The organism is Mesorhizobium xinjiangense, assembly GCF_009749525.1.
Taxonomy (GTDB): Bacteria; Pseudomonadota; Alphaproteobacteria; order Rhizobiales; family Rhizobiaceae; genus Mangrovimarina; species Mangrovimarina xinjiangensis.
Genome location: NZ_WOAC01000009.1, coordinates 25,757 through 46,176, shown reverse-complemented (window position 1 = coordinate 46,176; position 20,420 = coordinate 25,757). Strand labels below are relative to the sequence as shown.

Annotated in this window: 24 protein-coding genes; 13 read left to right on the top strand and 11 right to left on the bottom strand. The window is 64.9% G+C overall.

Features of this window, described 5'->3' with window-relative positions:
- Positions 1-23: 23 nt before the first annotated feature.
- The 7 genes from ybgC to ruvC all read right to left on the bottom strand — a co-directional run bounded on the left by ybgC (position 24) and on the right by ruvC (position 3,785).
- On the bottom strand, positions 24-500 hold the full coding sequence (ybgC, locus tag GM909_RS11305; RefSeq protein ID WP_157016493.1) for a tol-pal system-associated acyl-CoA thioesterase: 477 nt from the start codon (positions 498-500) through the stop codon (positions 24-26).
- 71 nt (positions 501-571) lie between these two features.
- Positions 572-1,609, bottom strand: coding sequence for a Holliday junction branch migration DNA helicase RuvB (gene ruvB, locus GM909_RS11300; RefSeq protein WP_157016492.1), 1,038 nt, complete (start codon positions 1,607-1,609; stop codon positions 572-574).
- Positions 1,606-1,803: an AbrB/MazE/SpoVT family DNA-binding domain-containing protein gene (locus GM909_RS26280; protein WP_328600455.1), complete on the bottom strand. Its 198-nt coding sequence runs from the start codon at positions 1,801-1,803 to the stop codon at positions 1,606-1,608. The genes ruvB and GM909_RS26280 overlap by 4 nt, the downstream gene beginning before the upstream one ends.
- 87 nt (positions 1,804-1,890) lie before the next feature.
- On the bottom strand, positions 1,891-2,511 hold the full coding sequence (gene ruvA / locus GM909_RS11290) for a Holliday junction branch migration protein RuvA (RefSeq protein WP_157016490.1): 621 nt from the start codon (positions 2,509-2,511) through the stop codon (positions 1,891-1,893).
- A 15-nt stretch (positions 2,512-2,526) separates the two neighbouring features.
- Positions 2,527-2,940 (bottom strand): type II toxin-antitoxin system VapC family toxin, encoded by a 414-nt coding sequence (locus GM909_RS11285; protein ID WP_157016489.1) that lies wholly within the window; start codon positions 2,938-2,940, stop codon positions 2,527-2,529.
- A gap of 2 nt (positions 2,941-2,942) precedes the next feature.
- A complete protein-coding gene (locus tag GM909_RS11280) occupies positions 2,943-3,194 on the bottom strand; it encodes an AbrB/MazE/SpoVT family DNA-binding domain-containing protein (RefSeq protein WP_157016488.1) in 252 nt (83 codons plus the stop codon).
- A gap of 78 nt (positions 3,195-3,272) precedes the next feature.
- The gene (gene ruvC, locus GM909_RS11275; protein WP_157016487.1) at positions 3,273-3,785 is read right to left on the bottom strand and encodes a crossover junction endodeoxyribonuclease RuvC; all 513 of its coding nucleotides are present in this window, start codon (positions 3,783-3,785) and stop codon (positions 3,273-3,275) included.
- Between the two features lie 127 nt (positions 3,786-3,912).
- On the opposite strand from ruvC, the gene GM909_RS11270 reads away from it, so the two are divergent.
- Positions 3,913-4,686: a sulfite exporter TauE/SafE family protein gene (locus GM909_RS11270; RefSeq protein WP_157016486.1), complete on the top strand. Its 774-nt coding sequence runs from the start codon at positions 3,913-3,915 to the stop codon at positions 4,684-4,686.
- A gap of 3 nt (positions 4,687-4,689) precedes the next feature.
- On the opposite strand, the gene rcdA is transcribed toward GM909_RS11270, so the two are convergent.
- The gene (gene rcdA, locus GM909_RS11265; protein WP_157016485.1) at positions 4,690-5,217 is read right to left on the bottom strand and encodes a protease adaptor protein RcdA; all 528 of its coding nucleotides are present in this window, start codon (positions 5,215-5,217) and stop codon (positions 4,690-4,692) included.
- A gap of 430 nt (positions 5,218-5,647) precedes the next feature.
- On the opposite strand from rcdA, the gene GM909_RS11260 reads away from it, so the two are divergent.
- Positions 5,648-6,220, top strand: coding sequence for a histidine phosphatase family protein (locus GM909_RS11260; protein ID WP_157016484.1), 573 nt, complete (start codon positions 5,648-5,650; stop codon positions 6,218-6,220).
- A gap of 12 nt (positions 6,221-6,232) precedes the next feature.
- On the opposite strand, the gene GM909_RS11255 is transcribed toward GM909_RS11260, so the two are convergent.
- Both GM909_RS11255 and GM909_RS11250 read right to left on the bottom strand, forming a co-directional pair.
- Positions 6,233-7,873, bottom strand: coding sequence for an acyl-CoA synthetase (locus GM909_RS11255; protein ID WP_157016483.1), 1,641 nt, complete (start codon positions 7,871-7,873; stop codon positions 6,233-6,235).
- 59 nt (positions 7,874-7,932) lie between these two features.
- The gene (locus GM909_RS11250; protein WP_157016482.1) at positions 7,933-8,700 is read right to left on the bottom strand and encodes a sulfite exporter TauE/SafE family protein; all 768 of its coding nucleotides are present in this window, start codon (positions 8,698-8,700) and stop codon (positions 7,933-7,935) included.
- Positions 8,701-8,834: 134 nt separating this feature from the next.
- Here GM909_RS11250 and GM909_RS11245 point away from each other — a divergent pair, with 134 nt between their 5' ends.
- From GM909_RS11245 to GM909_RS11195, 11 genes are all read left to right on the top strand, one after another.
- A complete protein-coding gene (locus tag GM909_RS11245) occupies positions 8,835-9,488 on the top strand; it encodes a thiamine phosphate synthase (protein WP_157016481.1) in 654 nt (217 codons plus the stop codon).
- A gap of 2 nt (positions 9,489-9,490) precedes the next feature.
- Positions 9,491-10,444 (top strand): tetratricopeptide repeat protein, encoded by a 954-nt coding sequence (locus GM909_RS11240; RefSeq protein ID WP_198174219.1) that lies wholly within the window; start codon positions 9,491-9,493, stop codon positions 10,442-10,444.
- 364 nt (positions 10,445-10,808) lie between these two features.
- Complete coding sequence (gene efp, locus GM909_RS11235; protein WP_157016479.1) at positions 10,809-11,372, top strand: elongation factor P; 564 nt, start codon at positions 10,809-10,811, stop codon at positions 11,370-11,372.
- 28 nt (positions 11,373-11,400) lie between these two features.
- Positions 11,401-12,201: an inositol monophosphatase family protein gene (locus tag GM909_RS11230; RefSeq protein WP_157016478.1), complete on the top strand. Its 801-nt coding sequence runs from the start codon at positions 11,401-11,403 to the stop codon at positions 12,199-12,201.
- Between the two features lie 91 nt (positions 12,202-12,292).
- Positions 12,293-12,982, top strand: a complete 690-nt coding sequence (gene trhA, locus GM909_RS11225) for a PAQR family membrane homeostasis protein TrhA (RefSeq protein WP_157016477.1) — start codon at positions 12,293-12,295, stop codon at positions 12,980-12,982.
- Between the two features lie 148 nt (positions 12,983-13,130).
- On the top strand, positions 13,131-14,156 hold the full coding sequence (locus tag GM909_RS11220) for a MotA/TolQ/ExbB proton channel family protein (protein WP_157016476.1): 1,026 nt from the start codon (positions 13,131-13,133) through the stop codon (positions 14,154-14,156).
- Between the two features lies 1 nt (position 14,157).
- Positions 14,158-15,189 (top strand): peptidoglycan -binding protein, encoded by a 1,032-nt coding sequence (locus tag GM909_RS11215; protein ID WP_157016475.1) that lies wholly within the window; start codon positions 14,158-14,160, stop codon positions 15,187-15,189.
- Between the two features lie 135 nt (positions 15,190-15,324).
- Complete coding sequence (locus GM909_RS11210; protein ID WP_157016474.1) at positions 15,325-16,986, top strand: FAD-binding dehydrogenase; 1,662 nt, start codon at positions 15,325-15,327, stop codon at positions 16,984-16,986.
- Between the two features lie 65 nt (positions 16,987-17,051).
- On the top strand, positions 17,052-17,741 hold the full coding sequence (locus tag GM909_RS11205; RefSeq protein ID WP_157016473.1) for a nitroreductase family protein: 690 nt from the start codon (positions 17,052-17,054) through the stop codon (positions 17,739-17,741).
- A gap of 66 nt (positions 17,742-17,807) precedes the next feature.
- Complete coding sequence (locus GM909_RS11200) at positions 17,808-18,080, top strand: hypothetical protein (protein WP_157016472.1); 273 nt, start codon at positions 17,808-17,810, stop codon at positions 18,078-18,080.
- On the top strand, positions 18,080-18,535 hold the full coding sequence (locus GM909_RS11195; protein WP_157016471.1) for a type II toxin-antitoxin system VapC family toxin: 456 nt from the start codon (positions 18,080-18,082) through the stop codon (positions 18,533-18,535). Before GM909_RS11200 ends, GM909_RS11195 begins: the two co-directional genes overlap by 1 nt.
- Here the strand turns inward: GM909_RS11195 and GM909_RS11190 are convergent.
- Entirely contained in the window at positions 18,516-20,318 is a 1,803-nt protein-coding gene (locus tag GM909_RS11190; protein ID WP_157016470.1) for an ABC transporter transmembrane domain-containing protein, read from the bottom strand. The two genes, GM909_RS11195 and GM909_RS11190, sit on opposite strands and share 20 nt — an antisense overlap.
- Positions 20,319-20,420 lie beyond the last annotated feature (102 nt).

The following is a 20,420-nucleotide window of genomic DNA, read 5'->3' as shown; positions in this document are numbered from 1 at the left end:
CAAATGCTCGCGAATGCGACCGGTCAGCGCCCCGCCTTAGGCATGAAGGCTTCGACCCAATCCTTGGGGAAACGGCGCGGCCGGCCGCTTTCGCCGATGATCGCGGCCTCGACCTTCGCCGTCACGAGGACGGTCTCGCCGCGCTTCATCTCCTGCGCCATGAAGATGCGGGCGCCGGAAATGTCCACGGTGCGCGTGTCGATGGTCACGATATCGTCCATGCGGGCGGGGTTGCGGAAATCGATCTCCATGCGCCGCACCACCCAGACGATGCGCTCGCCGAGGCTGCCGTCGGCGAGCTCGGTATGGTGGACGCCGGCCAGGCGCAGGAAGTCCGAACGCCCGCGCTCCAGAAACTCCAGATAGCGCGCGTGGTAGACGACGCCCGAAAAATCGGTGTCGGCATAGTAGATCCGGGCGTGCAGCCGATGGCCGAAATCGGTGAGCACGCCGGAAAGGCCGGTCTCCTCAGCGCCTTCACGACCCGTTGCGCCTGCCATGTCGATCCGTCCCGTCCTGCCTCGCACGCTCGACCGGTGATCGCATTTCGCGTCCGGGCGATCAAGCGCGCCTATTCGTCCTCGAACAGGCGGCTCTGCGTGGCCGCCGCATCGCGCGGCGCTTCCAATCCCAGATGCCGCCAGGCGTTGGCCGCCAGCACGCGGCCGCGCGGCGTGCGCTGGATAAAGCCCTTCTGGATCAGATAGGGCTCGATGATGTCCTCGATCGCGTCGCGCGGCTCCGACAGGCCGGCGGCGATGGTCTCGATGCCGACCGGCCCGCCGCCGAAATTCATCGCGATCATCGACAGGTAGCGCCGGTCGAGCGCGTCGAGGCCGAGGCTGTCGACCTCGAGCCGCGACAGGGCCACGTCGGCGACCTGGCGGTCGATCGTCGCCGCGCCCGCCACATGGGCGAAATCGCGCACCCGGCGCAACAGCCGGCCAGCGATGCGCGGCGTGCCGCGGGCGCGCCGGGCGATCTCGGTTGCCCCGTCATCCGACATGGCAAGGCTGAGAATACGCGCGCCGCGGCGCACGATCATCTCCAGTTCCTCGACCGTGTAGAAATCGAGCCGGACGGGGATGCCGAAGCGGTCGCGCAGCGGATTGGTGATGAGGCCGAGCCGGGTGGTGGCGGCGACCAGCGTGAAGCGGGCGAGATCGATCTTGACCGAGCGCGCCGCCGGGCCTTCGCCGATGATCAGGTCGAGCTGGAAATCCTCCATCGCCGGGTAAAGGATTTCCTCCACCGCCGGGTTGAGCCGGTGGATCTCGTCGATGAACAGAACGTCGCCTTCTTCCAGATTGGTCAGGAGCGCGGCCAGATCGCCCGCCTTGGCGATGACCGGACCGGAGGTGGAGCGGAAATTGACGCCGAGCTCCTTGGCCATGATCTGCGCCAGCGTCGTCTTGCCGAGGCCCGGCGGGCCGACGAACAGCACGTGGTCGAGTGCTTCGCCGCGGCTCTTGGCGGCTTCGACGAAGACCTTCAGATTGGCCCGCGCTGCGGCCTGGCCGACGAAATCGTCGAGCGATTGCGGGCGCAGCGCGACATCGACATCCTCGCCGCGCTTTTCCGAAGAGATGAGGCGCGGATCGGTGTTCATGAAAGCAGTTCCGAGCCGGGCCGGTGCAGCATGCCCGCAAGTTCGATCGCACGCTTGTTGCGTGCTTTCACCAAGACCCCATCATCCTGAATCCGATGCTCGATCCGGTCCCCGGGTTTCAGCTTCAGATGTTCCCTTATCTCCAGGGGGATCGTCGTCTGACCTTTTACGGTCACCTTCGACTGGTAGCCCATGTCCATTATCCCGATTCGATCCTTGCATCTGGCAAATTTCCTACTCGAATAATCATAGTAAGAAATTTCCCTATCGACATGGAATGCTCACCGCGCCAGTTCCTTCAGTCCAAGCCGGATCAGCCGCGCCGAATCGGCATCCTCGCCGGCGGTCTTCATCGCCGCGGCGATGGCAGTGGCGGCGATGTCGCGCGAATAGCCGAGATTGGTGAGCGCGGAGACCGCGTCGGCCACCGGTGCCGCCGCCGCTCCGCCGCCGATCTCGCTCTTCAGTGCGATCGTTTCGTCGGTCGGGCCGGCCAGGGCAGGCACCTTGTCGCGCAGCTCCGACACGATGCGTTCGGCGACCTTCTTGCCGACGCCCGGCGCCCGGCTCACCATCGCCACGTCGCGCAGCGCCACCGCATTGGCGAGTTCGGTTGCCGACAAGGTCGACAAGACGGCCAGCGCAACCTTGGCCCCGACGCCCTGGACTTTGTTCTGCAGGAGCCGGAACCATTCGCGCTCGAGGGCGGAGGCAAAGCCGTAAAGCCGAATCATGTCCTCGCGCACATAGGTCTCGATGAACAGCGTTACCGCTTCTCCCGCACCGGGCAGGGACGACAATGTGCGCGCCGGACAATAGGCGACATAGCCGACGCCGTGGACGTCGACGACGCAATGGTCTTCTGCGATCTCGTCGATCGTTCCCTTCAGCTTGCCGATCATGGGCGGATCTCCGATTCATGGATGGGTATCCGGAGCAAGGACGTCGACGCCCGGAAAATATGAACGAAAGCCGGTCGGATCCCGCGTCAGTATTGTATACTCTCTGATGGCGGCATGTCCGCCGATCAGGAAGTCGGGCAGCACTCGTTCGCGCGGACCGCCAAGACGGCGATAGCGCATGAAGGCCTTCGATGCGGCGAAGGCTGCCTCCCATGGCAGTGCTTCGCGCAAGAATTCGCCTTCGGGCAGTACGCTGTCCACCTCATCGATCGTGTCATACCGCATCGAAAACTCGGCGTAGATGATCTGGTTGATGATAACGCTGCCACGCTTGCGCACATTTTCCAGCTTGGATCGTGACCATCTGAACCAGACCGGGTCGCGGACAGCAATGTCGATCAGGACATTGGTGTCGACCAGTGTGGCCACGTTCAGCGATCCCGCGTCAACGTCATGATGTCATCGGCATTGATTGCCTGATCGCCGGTCCCCTCGAGGCGATCCAAGGCCGCCAGAAATCGATCAAGCCCCTCGCGATCGACCTGCCGTTGTTCGTCGTCTCGGCGCGTGATGGTGATCTTCCCGCCTTCAATGCCGAAGATGACTTCACTGTTGGCGTGAATGCCGAACATCTCCCGCAAATCCCGTGGGATCGTCACCTGCCCCTTGCTCGTAACGCGCATTGCCGACTCCAATTCTTACACGTAAGAATTATTCCAACTTGCGGAACATGTCAAGAACATTGGGGTGCCGGGGCAGCTTCACGCCCCCAACGCGGCAAGCCGCGATTGCACGCTCTGGCGGTGATGGGCGTGGCAGACGGCGATGGCCAGCGCGTCGGCGGCGTCGTCGGTGTCGAAGCGTGCCTTGGGCATCAGCACCTTGACCATCATGTGGATCTGCTTCTTGTCGCCATGGCCGACGCCGATGACCGATTTCTTCACCGAGTTGGGCGCGTATTCGGCCACCGAAAGTCCGGCCAGCGCCGGCACCAGCATGGCGATCCCGCGTGCCTGGCCGAGCTTCAGCGTCGCTGTGGCGTCGCGGTTGACGAAGGTCTGCTCGACCGCCGCCTCATGCGGGGTCTGGTCGCGGATGATTTCGGCCAGTCCGTCATGCAATTGGCGCAGCCGCTCGGCGAGCCCCGCCTTGCCGTCGGAATGAACCGTGCCGGCGGCGATGAAGGTGAGCGTGTTGCCGAGCGCTTCGACCACGCCCCAACCGGTGCGCCGAAGGCCGGGATCGATGCCGATGATGCGAATCGCCTGCTGCATGGTCCTACCTTATTCGTCTACAGGACCATTGCCAGCCGGATGTGAACAAATCAGAAACAACGTCGAGAAATCCCGGCTGCTCGCTCGGGCCCTGCCGCAACTTCATGATGGCCGACGGACCATTGGTATGACATTGCCCGAATTCGACGTGCCGCTTGCCATCCTGATTGCGACCGTCGCGATCGCCGGCGTGGCGCGCGGCCTGTCGGGTTTCGGAACCGGCATGATCGTCGCTCCCGTCGCGGCGGCGCTTTACGGGCCCAAGGCGGCGCTGGTCATCATCGTCATCATCGACTCCATACCCACCGTGCCGCTGACCCTGCCCGTGATGAAGATCGCGCGCTGGCGCGAGGTGCTGCCGGTGGCGGTCGGCCTGGCGCTGTTCCTGCCGTTCGGCATCTATATCCTCAAGAATGGCGATCCGACGGTGCTCAGATGGTGCATCTGCATCGCCATCCTGGTCTGTGCCGCCGGCCTGTGGGGCGGCTGGCGCTATGACGGGCCGCGCGGCCTGCCGGTCTCGTTCGGGGTCGGCGGCATTGCCGGCACGCTGGGCGGCATCGCCTCCATCCCCGGCCCGCCGGTCATCTTCTACTGGCTTGCATCCACCCTGCCGGGGGCCGTGGTGCGGGCCAACCTGCTCACCCTGTTCCTGCTCGGCGAGTTCCTGTCGATCGGCAATCTGTGGGCTGCCGGCCTGTTCGAGCGGTCTGTCGTCATGCTGGGGATCGTCGCCGCGCCGCTCTATTTCGTCGGCCTGCTCGGCGGCTGGCGGCTCTACGGCCTGGCGAGCGAGACGACGTATCGGCGCGTCACCTTCTGCCTCATCCTGGGGGCCGCGCTGCTTGCCATGCCGGCGGTCGAGCCACTGTTTCGGGCGATGGCGCGTTGGGCGGCGTGAGGATCAGCCGTGGCCGAAGGCGGTGTTGAGAAGCCGGATCTGGTCGGACACCGGGTTGGCCGTATCCTGGTCGGTTGCGGCGTCGGTCACGCGGCCATAGACCTCTTCGTCCATGCGCCGCACCAGCGACTGCAGGCTGAGCGAACGCGCCACGAGATCGCGGAACGCCCCGGGGAGGTCGTTCCAGTCCTTCGCCTCGTTCTGGGCCGAGGCAGTATCGAGGCGAACCTTGACCTTTTCGGCCGCAACCTGCTCGCGCGTCATTTCGCCGGAATTGGCCGCACGCTGCAGCAGCAGCCATGAGGCGACCTGCATGAGCCGCGTGGTCAGCCGCATCGATTCGGCGGCATAGAGTGTGGCTGCGCCGCGGCCCAGCGTTTTCGCGGCCGCCCGGCCCTCGCCGTCGAGATATTCCGCCGTCTCTTCCACGAGCGCCATGCCCTCATCGTAGAGCGGCTTGAAGGAGGGGGAGAACACGCGGTGCTCCGCCAGTATGACGGTGTCGGCCATTTTCCTGTTCGGCTCACTCATTGCCTGCGCATCCCTGAACCTCGAAGCGCCGCACGTCCTGCGGACAAGCAAAGGCGCTCTCTCACCTGAACCTGCGCCGCTGCGCCGGCATCGTCAATCGCCACCTACACGATTGTGGTGGTGGTCTCCGACCGGTCCGAGCCGAAAATGCGGCTTCTTCCCCGGCAAGGCAAGGGCGTGTTTAACAGAAGGTTAATGGAGCGGCAAAGGCTGGATAGTCGGCCAGGGTGCGGCACAGGCCGCAACAAAAAAAGAGCCGCATGGGAGCGGCTCTCAGGAGTCTAACAGGGAGGCGTCAAACAGAGCAGCTCGGCCGCTCAGTAGGAATCCAGATCACTGGATGAAGATAGTAAACGCACGTAAAGCTTAATGGAGTGTTAACAGGGCCGGGATTCATGGAAAAACGAGCGGTATTGCACAAGGAACGCTCATGAGGATGATCCATTTCATCACGCATCCCGAAGTCGTGGTCGATCCCGGCCGGCCCGTCCCGCGCTGGCATCTCTCCGACAAGGGCATCGCGCGCATGCGGAGCTTTGCCGCGTCGGCTGCGATGCAGGACCTTGGCGCGGTCTGGGCCAGCGAAGAGACCAAGGCGATTGAAGCTGCGGGCATCCTCGCCGCGGCGCACGGTCTCCCTGTCGCGGTGCATCCCGGTCTGAATGAGAACGACCGCAGCGCGACAGGCTACCTGCCCGCGCCAAAGTTCGAGCAACTGGCCGACCGGTTCTTTGCGGAGCCGGTGACGAGCGTTCAGGGGTGGGAACGCGCCGTCGACGCCCAGCGGCGGGTCCGTGCCGCCTTTGTCTCGATCGTCGACGCCAACGCAGACGGCGATGTGGCGATCGTTGCCCATGGCGGGGTCGGAACGCTGCTCTTGTGCCACCTGTCGGGCTTGTCGATCAGCCGCCGGCACGACCAGCCGTTCCAAGGCCATTTTTGGAGCTACGCCGTGGCCGAGCGCCGCATGCTCTCGACCTGGCGCCCCATCGCGCCGCAATAGCGTTGGCGACCCTTACAAGCTCTTTGCTTCCTCGCGCAGGCGGAATTTTTGGATCTTGCCGGTCGAGGTCTTCGGGATCCCGGCGAAGACGACCTTACTGGGGCATTTGAAGCGGGCCAGCAGGCTCCGGCAATGGTCGATGATCTCGGCTTCGCTTGCGGTTCGGCCCGGTTTGAGTTCGACATAGGCGACCGGCGTCTCGCCCCATTTGTCGTCCGCCTTGGCGACGACGGCGCAGGAGGCGACGGCAGGGTGCTTGTAGAGCGCGTCCTCGACCTCGATCGAGGAAATGTTCTCGCCGCCGGAAATGATGATGTCCTTGGAGCGGTCCTTGAGCTGGATGTAGCCGTCGGGATGCATGACGCCGAGATCGCCGGAATGGAACCAGCCGCCGGCCAGCGCCTCCTCGGTTGCTTCCCGGTTTTTCAGATAGCCCTTCATGACGATGTTGCCGCGAAACATCACCTCGCCGATCGTCGCGCCGTCGGCGGGCACTGGCTGCATGGTCGCGGGATCCATCACGGCAAGCTCCTCGAGCGCGGCATAGCGCACGCCCTGGCGCGCCTTCTTCGCCGTGGCGGCGGCGCTGTCGAGCCCGTCCCACTCGCCTTTCCATTCGTTGACCACGGCCGGCCCGTAGGTCTCGGTCAGACCGTAGAGATGTGTCACGGTGAAACCGGCCTCGGCCATGCCGGCCAGCACCGGTTCGGGCGGGGGTGCTGCGGCCGTGCTGAAGGTGACGGCCTGGGCGAAGCTGCGCTTTTGTTCCTCTGGAGCGTCGATCAGTGTCGCCATGACGATCGGAGCGCCGCACAGATGCGTCACGCCATGCTCGGCGATGGCGTCATACATCGCCTTGGCGCGCACCCAGCGCAGGCACACATGCGTGCCGGCCTGCATGGCGAGCGTCCAGGGAAAGCACCAGCCGTTGCAGTGGAACATCGGCAGCGTCCACAGATAGACGCAATGCTTGCCCATCTGCGCGTGGATGGTGTTGGCATAGGCCATCAGCGCGGCACCGCGATGGTGATAGACGACGCCCTTGGGATTGCCCGTCGTGCCGGAGGTGTAATTGAGCGCGATGGCGTCCCATTCGTCCGCGGGCATCGTCCAGGCGAAATCCGCATCGCCGGATTGCACGAAGGTTTCATAGTCCAGCGACCCGATCGGCTCGCCCTTGGAGTAGGGCGCGTCATCGGGATATTCGGGGTCGTCATAGTCGATGACGACCGGATCGACGCTGGCCAGTTCCAGCGCTTCGCCGACGACGGCGGCAAATTCCCGGTCGACGATCAGCAGCCTGGTCTCTGCGTGGTCGAGCTGGAAGGCGATGATGGCTGCGTCGAGCCGCGTATTGAGCGAATGGAGTACCGCCCCGGCCATCGGCACGCCGAAATGCGCCTCCAGCATTGCCGGCGTGTTCGACAGCATGACCGTCACCGTGTCGCCCCTGCCGACGCCCTTTTGCGCCAGCGCCGAGGCGAGCATGCGCGAGCGTCGATAGAAGTCGCGATAGCTGAGCTTGCTTGTGCCGTGGATCACCGCCGGATGATCGGGATAGGCCCTGGCCGCCCGCTCGAGAAGGCTCAGCGGCGTCAGCGGCTGAAAATTGGCCGCGTTGCGATCGAGCCCGATATCGAAGATGTTGGCCACCGGCGTTTCCTCCGCTTTTGGTTTTCGAAGAAGATTATCCGCCAATTGCGGACGCGTCATCAGCCGAAGGCCGCCGCGCCGTCCCAGACCAGCTTGATCGCCACGATGAGCACCGTCGCATAGGTCAGTAGATAGAAGATTTCCGCCCGCATGCGCTTGACCACGAAGGCGTCCGAAAGCGTGGCGAGCGGCGCCAGCGGCAGGAGCGCGGCCGAGGTCGCAAGATTGACCGTGCTGAACTGGCCGAGGGCGAAATAGGGGACGAGCTTCACGGCGTTGACGACGGCGAAGAAGATGACGCTGGTGCCGACGAAGATCTTCGGCTCCATGCGCAAGGGCAGGGTGTAGACCTGGTAGGGCGGGCCGCCGGCATGGGCGACGAAGCTGGTGAAGCCGCTGACGGCGCCCCACAGCAATCCGAGCCCGGTGCGCGGCGATGCGGATCCTTCGGAGCGGGCAAATTTCTGCATCAGCCAGCGCAGCACGAACAGGATCGTCACCAGGCCCAGGATGAGGCGCACCGCGTCGGCGGTGACGAGTGCCGCCGTCAGCCAGCCGAGCGCGATGCCGACCAGTGCGCCGGGAAGCATGATGGCGAGCACTTGGCGGTTGAAATAGCCGCGCCACGACCACAGCGACACGATGTCCATGACCACCAGGATCGGCAGCAGGATTGCGGCCGCCTGGACCGGCGAAATCACCAGCGCCATCAGCGGCACGCCGAGAAAACCCATGGCGCCGCCCAGCCCGCCCTTGGCCAGACCGACGAGGATGACGGCGGGCACCGCGGCGAGATAGAAGACGGGGTCGGTAATCACGGCATCCATGGAAGAACCGGCAGAGGGAGAGAATTTGATCGCATGTGTGCCCCTTATTCGCCGAGCCGCCACGACTGTTCAAGGGCGTCCGAGTGCTCTATGCCAAACTGCAAACATTTTCGAAGGCCAAAGCCGGAAGCTCCATGACCGAATCAAGACCGCCAGAGCGCTGCCGTCTCGTGCTGATCGCGCCGCCTACCCCCGATCCCGCGCGGCTCGCCGCCGCCTATGATGGCGGCGACGTCGCCTCGCTCATTCTGCCCGTCTACGACATGGAGGAAGCCGGCTACCAGCGCCTTGCCGAAAAGATCGTGCCGGCGGCGCAGGAGCGGGGGATAGCCGTCATGCTGACCGGCGAGGGACGCATCGCCGCGCGCGTCAAGGCCGACGGCCTGCATGTCGAGGGCGGCCGGGACGTGGTGGCCGACGCCGTCGACCGCCTGCATCACCAGATGATGATCGGCACCGGCGGCGCAAAGACGCGCGACGAGGCGCTCGCTCTGGGCGAGTTGCAGCCCGATTACATCTTTTTCGGCCGCTTCGGCTACGACAACAAGCCGGAACCGCATCCGCGCAATCTGACCCTCGGGCGCTGGTGGGCCGAGATGGTCGAGATCCCGGTCGTCGTCATGGGCGGCAACACAACCGACAGCGCGGCGGCGGTTGCGCAAACCGGGGCCGACTTCGTCGCCCTTGGCGCGGCCGTCTATGCGCCCGACGCCGACCCGGCTGATGCCGTGGCGCGGGCCAATGCGGTGCTGGATGCCGAGGTGCGGACACCGGGAGACGTCGGGTGAGCGTGGTGCGGTTCGTCGGCGCGGCCGTTCTGGCGGCATTTGTGTACGCGGTGCCCGCCCTGGCCGCCGAGGGCGACCGGGCCGGACCGTCCCACGTGGATATCGTCGATCCGCAGCGCTTCGGTCAGAAGACGCCGGATGCCGCCTATGGCGCCTTTCAGCGCGGCCTTTATATCACCGCCCTCAATCTGGGGCTGGCGCGGGCGCAGAAGGGGGATGCGGCCGCGCAGACCCTGGTCGCCGAGATCTATTCGCGCGGCCTGGGCGTGCGGCGCGATCCGGCCGCAGCGGCCGAATGGTACGGCAAGGCGGCCGAGCAGGGCGTGCCGGAAGCGCAGCTCCAATACGCCCTGGTGCTGATGGACGGCAAATATGCGTCCCAGGACAAGGACCGGGCCTATGAACTGCTCGGCCAGGCGGCCGATGCCGGCAATCGGCTTGCCATGTTCAATTATGCCCAGATGACGATCGAGCGCGAACCCGGACCGTCCGGTCTCGACAAGGCGATCGACTATTACGAGAAGGCGGCCGAACTGGGCCTGGCCGACGCCCAATATGCGATGGCCCAGGTCCTGGCGCGCGGCACCGGCGGACGCATGGCCGACGAACGCGCGGCACGGACGCTTCTTGCCAAGGCGGCGCGCCAGAACTACGACACGGCCCAGGTCGAACTGGCGACCTGGCTGGTCGAAGGCCGCGGCGGCCCGCGCGACTACGAGACCGGCTTTCGCTGGATGAAGCTGGCCGCCAATGGCGGCAACGTCGCCGCCCAAAGCCGCCTGGCCAAGCTCTACTGGCAGGGCCTCGGCACGGAGCCGGATTCGATCGAGGCGGCGGCCTGGTACATCCTGGCCCGCCGCGCCGGCCTGAAGGACCCGGTTCTCAACGATCTTTTGGCGGGCCTGACGGCGGAGGAGCAGAAAGAAGCGCTGGAGCGGGCGAACCGCTTGCGCTAGCGCGCGTTCGCTTCAAACGGAAACGTTTGAAGCAAAGATATGCGCGCCAGATCAATATGTTGGAACATGTACCTTTCGCTCAAACGATTCCGTTTGAGCGGGACATGTTCTAGGACCTGCAGGCATTCGCCCGGACCAGTCGCAGCTCGACAGTCCTGGCCGCGCGGCGCTCTCTTGCCTATCGGGCCGATTTATGGTCTTGGAAGCGCGAATTCATCCAGTGTGGTCGTTTTGAGGTTCGTGACATGCCATATATTGCGCGCCGAGACGAATTTCAGAGCCAAAACCACGCTGCAATCATGAGGTTGCTGGTGTGGGACACTAGTGGTGCCGCAATGCAAGACAATTTCCGGATCAAGTGAACATGAAGATCAACGGCAACGAAATCCGACCGGGCAACGTCATCGAGCACGATGGCGGGTTGTGGGTCGCGGTCAAGACCAACGCGGTCAAGCCGGGCAAGGGCGGCGCCTACAATCAGGTCGAACTGAAAAACCTGATCAACGGCACCAAGCTCAACGAGCGCTTCCGCGCCGCCGCAACGGTGGAGCGCGTAAGGCTCGAGCAGAAAGACTTCTCCTATCTCTACGAACAGGGCGAAGCGCTCGTGTTCATGGACACGGAGACCTACGAGCAGCTTGAGCTGCAGAAGGATTTCGTCGGCGACCGCGCCGCCTTCCTGCAGGACGGCATGACGGTGACGGTGGAACTCTACGAGGAAAAGCCGATCGGCATCTCGCTGCCCGACCAGGTGACGCTCGCGATCGCCGAAGCCGACCCGGTGGTCAAGGGCCAGACCGCGACGTCCTCCTACAAGCCGGCCGTGCTCGAAAACGGCATCCGCGTGATGGTGCCGCCCTTCATCGAGGCCGGCGAGAAGATCGTCGTCGACACCAGTGAACTGACTTACATCCGCCGCGCCGACTAGGCCTGGGGCGAAAAGGGAACTTACATATATGGCCCGCTCGGCTCTTCTCAACGTCATGGTTCAGGCGGCCAGCAAGGCCGGCCGCTCGCTCGCCCGCGATTTCGGCGAAGTGCAGAACCTGCAAGTGTCCCTCAAGGGACCGGGCGACTATGTCAGCCAGGCCGATCGCAAGGCCGAGGAAATCATCTACAACGAGCTTTCCAGGGCCCGGCAGGGCTATTCCTTCCTCATGGAGGAGCGCGGTGTGGTCGAGGGCGACGACCCGCAGCATCGCTGGATCGTCGATCCGCTCGACGGAACGACCAATTTCCTGCACGGCATTCCGCTGTTCGCCATTTCCATCGCGCTGGAGCGCCAGGGGCAGCTTGTCGCCGGGGTGATCTACAATCCGGCCATGGACGAGCTCTACACCGCCGAGCGCGGCGGCGGCGCCTTTTTGAACGACCGGCGCCTGCGTGTGGCGGCGCGCGGCAGACTTGTCGACTGTGTGATCGGCACCGGCATTCCCCATCTGGGTCGCGGCCATCACGGCAATGCGCTGATCGAATTGCGCAACGTCATGGGCGAGGTCTCCGGCATTCGGCGCATGGGTGCCGCCGCGCTCGACCTGGCCTATGTCGCGGCGGGCCGCCTCGACGGATTCTGGGAAGCCGGCCTGTCGCCCTGGGACACGGCAGCAGGGATGCTCTTGATCCGGGAGGCCGGCGGATTCGTCAGCGACGACGAGGGCGGCCAGGCGATGTTCGACAAGGGCACGATCGTTGCCGGAAACGAGGCGATCCACCGTGCACTCCTGAAGCAGTTGAGGAAGCCCCTGGCCGGCAAGTGAGGCCGGATCGACGCCTGCCGGAATTGGTTCAGCGGCCGCTTTGTGACCGCGGGCTCAAAAAAATGTCACGCTGCCATGGCAGGAGGAGGCCATGGAGGACAATTCCCGCCCTTTTCGAAGCCCTCATGTGCCCTATTCGGGCCGATACAGCTATTCGCGCGCCGAACTCTGGGCCGACGGGATCGTGCATGCGGTCGGCATCGTGCTCGCGATCACCGCCGGCGCTGCGCTGCTGGCGTTGTCGTTCGGCCATGCCGGAACAGGCGAATACGCCGCGGCGGTCTTTTATGTCATATCGCTGCTGACGGTCCTGTCGGTCTCCTGCGCCTATAATCTGTGGCCCCTTTCGCCGGTCAAATGGGCGCTCAGGCGCTTCGATCATGCCGCCATCTATCTCCTGATCGCCGGTACCTACACGCCCTTTCTGGCACAACTGAACATGCCGACCGCGCTTCTCATGTGCCTTGTCGTATGGGCTGCCGCAGGCCTCGGCATGGCGGTCAAGCTCGTCCTGCCCGGGCGCTACGACAGGCTGGCGGTCGTGTTCTATCTGGCGATCGGCTGGAGCGGTGTGGCTGTCGCCGGTGAGATCGGCCGCGTCCTGCCGGCCTCGACCGTCTGGCTGATCGTTGCCGGCGGCATCGTCTATTCGTTCGGCGTGATCTTCTTCATCTGGCAAAAACTGCGCTTTCAGAGTGCCTTGTGGCACGGCTTCGTCATATCGGGCGCGGCATGCCATATGGCCGCGATGATGGACCTTCTTGTCATCGCACGGCCATGAGATGGCTGCATGCGCCTTCCAATTTAGTCACAATTCCGATTAGAGTCGCAACGGGACATAGGCCCGGCGGCCATCGGATTTCGCGCACGGCGCGCGGAAGTCCCGATGACGTGGCGGGCCGGGCGGAGCGAATTCGAGGGCATTGCAAATGGCATGGTTCAGATCTCGGGCAACGGACGGCTTGGACGAGAGCAGCCTGTTCGATCCGCACAAACTGTCGAGCCCCCAGGTCTTCCTCTTGTCGATGCTCATCTTCCTGGCGATTTCGGGCTTCGTGGCGGCGATCCTCTATCGCCAGATCTCGTCGGCCTTCGCCACCAATCCGGGCCTGAACGGGCTGATCCTGGGCGTGCTCGCCGTCGGCATCCTGCTGGCCTTCAAGCAGGTCACCAGGCTGTTTCGCGAGGTGCGCTGGGTCAACGCCTTCCGCACCGGCCAGGATGCCGGCCAGCCGGTTCTCCTGGCGCCGATGAAGGCGATGCTGTCGCGCTCCTCGGCGACCGCGCTGTCGACCGCGTCGATGCGCTCGATCCTCGATTCGATCGCCACGCGCCTCGACGAGAGCCGCGACATCTCCCGCTACCTGATCGGACTGCTGGTGTTTCTCGGCCTGCTCGGCACGTTCTGGGGCCTGTTGCAGACCATCGGCTCCATCGGCGACACGATCCAGTCGCTCGACCCCGCATCGGGCGACGCTAACGACGTGCTCGACTCGCTGAAGGCCGGGCTGTCGGCACCGCTTGCCGGCATGGGCACGGCCTTCTCCTCGTCGCTGTTCGGCCTGGCCGGTTCGCTGGTTCTCGGTTTTCTCGACCTGCAGGCGGGCCGGGCGCAGAACCGCTTCTATACGGAGCTGGAGAATTGGCTTTCGAGCGTCACCGACCTTGGTTCCGATTTTCAGCTGGCCGCCGCGACGAAGGGCGAATCGTCCGACGAGCTGCGCGAAATGGCCGAAAGGCTGAAGGCCATGCACGAGACCGGCGGCTCCAACCAGCGTGTCGCTGCCTCCATGGCGTCGCTTGCCGACGGGATCTCCGGGCTGGTGAAGAACATGCGCAACGAACAGCAGATGATGCGCGACTGGGTGGAGGCGCAATCGGAAGAACAACGCGCCACCCGCGCTACGCTGGAAAAGATCGCCGAATCGCTGAAGAGCCACCAGGAGGCGCGCTGACATGGCGCTCGCCCGCACCAGGCGATCGCAGCGCGGCGTCGACTACTGGCCGGGCTTTGTCGACGCGCTGGCGACGCTGCTTCTGGCCATCATGTTCCTCCTGTCTGTCTTCGTGCTGGCGCAGTTCCTGCTCAGCCGCGAGATCACCGGCAAGGACGCGGTGCTCAACCGCCTCAACGCCCAGATCAATGAGTTGACGCAGCTTCTGGCGCTGGAGCGCTCCAACACCCAGGATACCGAAGACCAACTCGCCAATCTGCGGGCTTCGCTGAGCGAGACGGAAGAGGAACGTTCGCGGCTGGAAGAGCTTCTGGCGCAGGACACCGGGGCCGGTGAGGCGGCACAGGCCCGCATCAGCGGCTTGCAGGGCCGGCTGGAGAGCGAGCAGCAGGTATCCCAGCGCGCCCTTTCCCAGGTCGAGCTCCTGAACCAGCAGATCGCCGCGCTGCGCCGGCAGATCGGCGCGCTGGAACAGGCGCTCGACGTGTCCGAGCGGCGCGACCGCGAATCCAACACCAAGATCGCCGATCTCGGACGCCGCCTGAACGTGGCGCTCGCGCAGCGTGTCCAGGAGCTGAACCGCTACCGCTCGGACTTCTTCGGACGCCTGCGCGAGATCCTGTCCGACCGGGAAAACATCCGCATCGTCGGCGACCGCTTCGTCTTCCAGTCGGAGGTCCTGTTTCCCTCGGGCTCGGCGATCCTCAACGACGCCGGCCGGGTCGAGATGAAAAAACTCGCCGACGCCCTCATCGACCTGCAGAACGAGATTCCGCCCGAGATCAGCTGGGTGCTGCGCGTCGACGGCCACACCGACGATGTGCCGCTTTCGGGCACGGGGCGTTATGCCGACAATTGGGAGCTTTCCTCGGCGCGCGCGACCTCGGTGGTCAAGTTCCTGATCGACAACGGCGTGCCGGCGAACCGCCTGGTGGCGGCCGGTTTCGGCGAATACCAGCCGCTGGAAGCCGGCGAGACGCCCGAAGTGCGGGCGAAGAACCGACGCATCGAGCTCAAACTGACCGAGCGGTGAGGGCAGCTTCACGCTCTCGCGGTTCGGCAGGCTCACCATGAGGGCGCCTGACACCGGTTCATCCACCCACAGATCGACGCCAATTGCGCTTGCCGCCCAATCCCTTACCATGCGTTGCAAACGGGGATGGATGCCGTGGCAGAAGGTGCGGATGCGATCATCATAGGCGGTGGGCTCGCCGGCCTCGTGGCGGCGGCGGAACTGGCGGATGCCGGCCGCAGTGTGACGATCCTCGAGCAGGAAGGGCCGAATTCCCTCGGCGGCCAGGCGTTCTGGTCGCTCGGCGGCCTGTTCTTCGTCGACAGCCCCGAGCAGCGGCGAATGCGGATAAAGGACAGCCGCGAGCTCGCCTGGCAGGACTGGCTCGGCTCGGCGCAGTTCGATCGCGCAGAGGACTATTGGCCGCGCAAGGTGGCCGAGGCCTATGTCGACTTCGCGGCCGGCGAGATGCGCTCCTGGCTGTACGCCATGGGCATGCGCTGGTTCCCGGTCGTCGGCTGGGCCGAGCGCGGCGGCGGCCACGCCGATGGTCACGGCAATTCGGTTCCGCGCTTTCACATCACCAGGGGCACGGGTCCGGGCGTGTTGGAGCCCTTCGTGCGGCGCGTGCGTGCTCACGTCGCGGCGGGACGGGTGGAGTTCAAGTTCCGGCACCGCGCCAGCCGGCTGATGCTTTCCAACGGTGTCCTACAAGGGGTTGCCGGCGAGGTGCTGGCGCCGTCGACGGTCGGACGTGGCGAAAAGTCGGGCCGCGACGTCATTGCCGAATTCGAGATGCCGGCCAGCGCGGTCATCGTCGCCTCCGGCGGCATCGGCGGCGATCTGGACCTGGTGCGCCGGAACTGGCCGGTCGAGCGTCTCGGGCCGGCCCCGAATTCGATGATCGCCGGCGTGCCGCATCACGTCGACGGGCGGATGATCGCGGTGGCCGAGGCCGCGGGTGCGGCAGTCATCAATGCCGACCGCATGTGGCACTATACGGAGGGCGTGAAGAACTGGTCGCCGATCTGGCCCAACCACGGCATCCGCATCCTGCCCGGCCCGTCGTCCATGTGGTTCGACGCGCGCGGCGAGCGCCTGCCCGCGCCCTGCCTGCCCGGTTTCGACACGCTTTCGACGCTCAGGTACATTCTGGCCACCGGCTACGACTGGTCGTGGTTCGTCCTGACCCAGCCGATCATCAAGAAGGAATTCGCGCTTTCGGGCTCGGAGCAGAATCCCGACTTCACCGCCAGGAGCTGGCGTGCGGTGCTCAAAAGCCGCCGCGGTGCGGGCGCGCCGCCGCCGGTCGAGGCGTTCAAGGAGAAGGGCGAGGACTTCATCGTCCGCGATTGCCTGCGCGATCTGGTCGAGGCGATGAACGCCAAGACCGGCGAGAAGCTGATCGATTGCGAGCGGCTGAAGGCGCAGATCGAGGCGCGCGACCGCGCGATCGACAATCCGTTTTCCAAGGATGCGCAGGTCACCGCGATCCGCGGCGCCCGCGCCTATCTGGGCGACAGGCTGGTCCGCACCGCCGCGCCGCACAAGATCCTCGACCCCGACAACGGACCGCTGATCGCGGTGCGCCTCCATATCCTGACGCGCAAGACGCTGGGCGGCCTGCACACCAATCTCGACGGCGAGGCGCTGGACCGGAGCGGCGAGGCGATCCCCGGTCTTTATGCCGTCGGCGAGGTGGCCGGCTTCGGCGGCGGCGGCTACCACGGCTACAACGCGCTGGAAGGAACCTTTCTCGGCGGGTGCATCTTTTCCGGCCGCAATGCCGGCCGGCACGCCGCAAGCCGGCTTGGCTGATGCCACCCCCGCGTCCGGCAACGATCCAACGATCCAACGATCCAATATCGCGACAAGGAGATAAGATGAGCATAGGCACGACAAGCGCGTATCGGCCGATCCCGCTGCCCGACTATGGCGAATTGCCGGTCGAGGAGATGCGTGCGCGGGCGCACAGGTTTTACGAGGACATCCGAACGCGTCACACGGTGCGCGATTTCTCCTCGCGCCCGGTGCCGCGCGACATCATCGAGACGTGCATCCTGGCCGCCGGCACCGCGCCGAGCGGCGCCAACCATCAGCCCTGGCATTTCGCCGTGATCGGCGATGCGGCGATCAAGGCGCGGATCCGCCAGGCGGCGGAGGAAGAGGAGCGCGCCTTCTACGAGGGCCGCGCCGGCGAGGAATGGCTGAAGGCGCTGGAACCACTCGGCACGGACGCCGCGAAGCCATTTCTGGAGGAGGCACCGTGGCTGATCTGCATCTTCGGCGAGCGCAAAAGCCGCTCGGCCGACGGGGTCAGGCGGAAGAACTATTACGTGCCCGAATCCGTGTCGATCGCGACCGGTTTTCTCATCGCAGCCCTACACCGCGCAGGACTGGCCACACTCACCCACACGCCCAATCCGATGAGTTTTCTGAACGCGATCTGCGGCCGCGATCCGCACGACAAGCCCTATATCCTGCTCGTCGTCGGCTATCCCAAGGAGAACGCCACCATTCCGGCCCATGCGACGGAAAAGAAGCCATTGTCGGAGATCGCGACGTTTCTGTGAGCGATGGCGGGAATGGCCGCCATGTGATAAGGATCATACGATTTTGTACTACTGTGGAGTATGCAAATGAGAGAGCCATCCAAGGAAAGGGCGACATTCTCCATCGATGCGGCCGTCAAGGAGCAGTTGGACCGCGACATTCCGAAGAGCAAGCGCTCCGGCTTTGTCGAATTGGCGATTGCCGATGCATTGCGAAAGGTCGCCGTCGCGCGATTAAGGCAAACCCTCGACGAAATCCAGGGAACGTCCAGCGGCGAAGAAGACAGCGTCGAACTGCTGCGCCGACTGCGCCGCGAGCGCGAAGCGTATCAGGTCGATCGCCACGCTCGGCCTCACTGATGTTCGTTCTTGATGCCTCCCTTCTAGTCAAGCTGTTCAGAGACGAAAACGACAGCGTCCTGGCGCGGTCCGCGATCGAGCATTTCGCGGAGAACGCCACCCAGATGATCGCACCCACCTTGGTGCTCTATGAGGTGTTGTCCGTCGCATTGCACTATTCGGTTCCGTTCGACGTTCCCATGAGATTGCTGAATGACTTGCGGCAGGTCGGCTTTCTCCTGCTTGAGCCAGATTTCGAGGAATTGAAGCAGGCCGAACGCATCGCCACTTCGCGGACACCGGCTCGAGGTGCTCCACAACTCCAGGACTCGATCTATCACGCGATGGCGATTATGCGCGGCGGTGTGTTTCTCACCGCCGATGAAAGGCATTTCGAGAAGACGAAGTCGTTGGGATGCATGACGTTGCTCGCCGATTGGCGACCCGATCAGCCCGTTACTCCGCCGCATTCCTGAAGGCGTCGGCGCCGGTTTCGAATTGCAGCCGGGCGAGCTTTGCGTAAACGCCGTCCTGCGCCACCAGGCTGTCATGGGTTCCCTGCTCGACGATGCGCCCCTCGTCGAGCACCAGGATGCGGTCGGCCTTCAGAACGGTCGCCAGGCGGTGCGCGATGACCAGCGTCGTGCGATCCTTCATCAGGCGTTCCAGCGCCGCCTGGACCAGCGTCTCGCTTTCGGCGTCGAGCGCCGACGTCGCCTCGTCGAGGAGCAGGATCGGCGCGCCGCGCAGGATTGCGCGGGCAATCGCGATGCGCTGGCGCTGGCCTCCCGAAAGCGTGATGCCGCGCTCGCCGACCATGGTGGCGTAGCCCTTGGGAAGCGTGCGGATGAATTCGTCGGCCAGCGCGTCGCGTGCCGCCGTTTCGATTTCGTCGTCGCTTGCGTCCGGCCGACCGAAGGCGATGTTGTCGCGTATGGTGGTTGCGAAGATCGTCATTTCCTGCGGCACCAGGGCAATGCGTTGCCGCGCGACGCGCGGGTCGGCCTGCGTGAGGTCGATCCCGTCGATCGCCACCGCGCCCTCCTGCGGGTCGTAAAAGCGCATCAGGAGAGAGAAGACCGTGCTCTTGCCGGAACCGGACGGGCCGACGATGGCGATCGTTTCGCCGGGCTTGGCAGTAAAGGAGAGCCCGTGCAGGGCCGAGCGTTCGGGATGCGTCGGGTAGGCGAAAACGACGTCGCGGAACTCCAGCGCGCCGGGCGCGTCCACGGGAAAGCGTTGCGGGGCGGGGGGTATTGTGACGGTCGGTTGCTCTGCCAGCAGCTCGGCCAGGCGTTCGGCGGCGCCCGAGGCCTGGCTCAATTCGCCCCACACGTCGGAAAGCGCGCCGAGCGCCCCGGCCGCAAACACCGCATAGAATACGAACTGGCCGAGCGTGCCGCCGGAAATCGAACCGGCCAGAACGTCCTGCGAGCCGATCCATAAGACGGCCACCACCGAGGCGAAGATCATGAAAATGGCGAAGAAGGTGAGCAGCGAACGGGCGCGGACGGAGGATTGCGCCGCGTGGAAGGCGTTCTCGACGGCAGAGGCGAACGTGCCCGTGACCAGTCGTTCGTTGGTGAAGGCCTGCATGGTGCGCACCGCGCCGATCTGCTCGCTCGCATAGGCCGAGGCGTCGGCCAGCATGTCCTGGGCGAGGCGCGACTTGCGCCGGACCGAACGGCCGAAGGCGACGAGCGGCAGGACGATCAGCGGGATCGCGCCGATGACGAGCAGGGAAAGCTTGGGGCTCGTCACCACCATCATGACGAGCGCGCCGACCCCGAGGATGATGTTGCGCAGCGCGACGAAAACGGTCGCGCCGAGCGCGGACTTGATCTGCGTCGTGTCCGCCGTCAGCCGCGAGACGATCTCGCCCGAGCGCACCCGGTCGAAAAAGGCCGGCGACAGGCTGGTGACATGTTCGAAGACGTCACGTCTGAGATCGGCGACAATGCGTTCGCCGAGCGTGATGACAAAGAAGTAGCGCAGCGCCGAGGCCGCCGCGAGCACGGCGGCGATCACGATCAGCATCGAGAAATAGTTGGCGATCAACGCGGAATCGGAATCGGTAAAGCCGTGGTCGATCATGCGCCGGACCGCCAGCGGCAGGGACAGCGTGGCCAGTGCCGCCAGCACGAGCGAGACACCGGCGCCCGTCACCAGGCCGCGATAGCGCCGGAGATAGGGCAGCATGCTGGTGAGTGGTCTCAAGGACCTTTTTCGCGTGTCTCCGTCGGTCGGCAATGCCGCCATCGGAACCTCTCTTTCCGCCCGGTGCGGGCCGGGCGCCCGCCATGCTGCGCGGTCTTGTGATTCCCTGCCGGCTCATGTATAGGCACGCCGACCGTTTCTTGA

Coding starts and splice junctions, on each gene's coding strand:
- trhA (WP_157016477.1), top strand. CDS start 12,293: ATGGAGGACAATTCCCGCCCTTTTCGAAGCCCTCATGTGCCCTATTCG.
- ruvA (WP_157016490.1), bottom strand. CDS start 2,511: ATGATCGGCAAGCTGAAGGGAACGATCGACGAGATCGCAGAAGACCAT.
- GM909_RS11195 (WP_157016471.1), top strand. CDS start 18,080: ATGTTCGTTCTTGATGCCTCCCTTCTAGTCAAGCTGTTCAGAGACGAA.
- GM909_RS11200 (WP_157016472.1), top strand. CDS start 17,808: ATGAGAGAGCCATCCAAGGAAAGGGCGACATTCTCCATCGATGCGGCC.
- GM909_RS11260 (WP_157016484.1), top strand. CDS start 5,648: ATGAGGATGATCCATTTCATCACGCATCCCGAAGTCGTGGTCGATCCC.
- GM909_RS11220 (WP_157016476.1), top strand. CDS start 13,131: ATGGCATGGTTCAGATCTCGGGCAACGGACGGCTTGGACGAGAGCAGC.
- GM909_RS26280 (WP_328600455.1), bottom strand. CDS start 1,803: ATGGGCTACCAGTCGAAGGTGACCGTAAAAGGTCAGACGACGATCCCC.
- GM909_RS11190 (WP_157016470.1), bottom strand. CDS start 20,318: ATGGCGGCATTGCCGACCGACGGAGACACGCGAAAAAGGTCCTTGAGA.
- ruvB (WP_157016492.1), bottom strand. CDS start 1,609: ATGAACACCGATCCGCGCCTCATCTCTTCGGAAAAGCGCGGCGAGGAT.
- GM909_RS11245 (WP_157016481.1), top strand. CDS start 8,835: ATGACCGAATCAAGACCGCCAGAGCGCTGCCGTCTCGTGCTGATCGCG.
- ybgC (WP_157016493.1), bottom strand. CDS start 500: ATGGCAGGCGCAACGGGTCGTGAAGGCGCTGAGGAGACCGGCCTTTCC.
- GM909_RS11270 (WP_157016486.1), top strand. CDS start 3,913: ATGACATTGCCCGAATTCGACGTGCCGCTTGCCATCCTGATTGCGACC.
- GM909_RS11205 (WP_157016473.1), top strand. CDS start 17,052: ATGAGCATAGGCACGACAAGCGCGTATCGGCCGATCCCGCTGCCCGAC.
- GM909_RS11280 (WP_157016488.1), bottom strand. CDS start 3,194: ATGCGCGTTACGAGCAAGGGGCAGGTGACGATCCCACGGGATTTGCGG.
- GM909_RS11250 (WP_157016482.1), bottom strand. CDS start 8,700: ATGGATGCCGTGATTACCGACCCCGTCTTCTATCTCGCCGCGGTGCCC.
- GM909_RS11215 (WP_157016475.1), top strand. CDS start 14,158: ATGGCGCTCGCCCGCACCAGGCGATCGCAGCGCGGCGTCGACTACTGG.
- GM909_RS11230 (WP_157016478.1), top strand. CDS start 11,401: ATGGCCCGCTCGGCTCTTCTCAACGTCATGGTTCAGGCGGCCAGCAAG.
- rcdA (WP_157016485.1), bottom strand. CDS start 5,217: ATGAGTGAGCCGAACAGGAAAATGGCCGACACCGTCATACTGGCGGAG.
- ruvC (WP_157016487.1), bottom strand. CDS start 3,785: ATGCAGCAGGCGATTCGCATCATCGGCATCGATCCCGGCCTTCGGCGC.
- efp (WP_157016479.1), top strand. CDS start 10,809: ATGAAGATCAACGGCAACGAAATCCGACCGGGCAACGTCATCGAGCAC.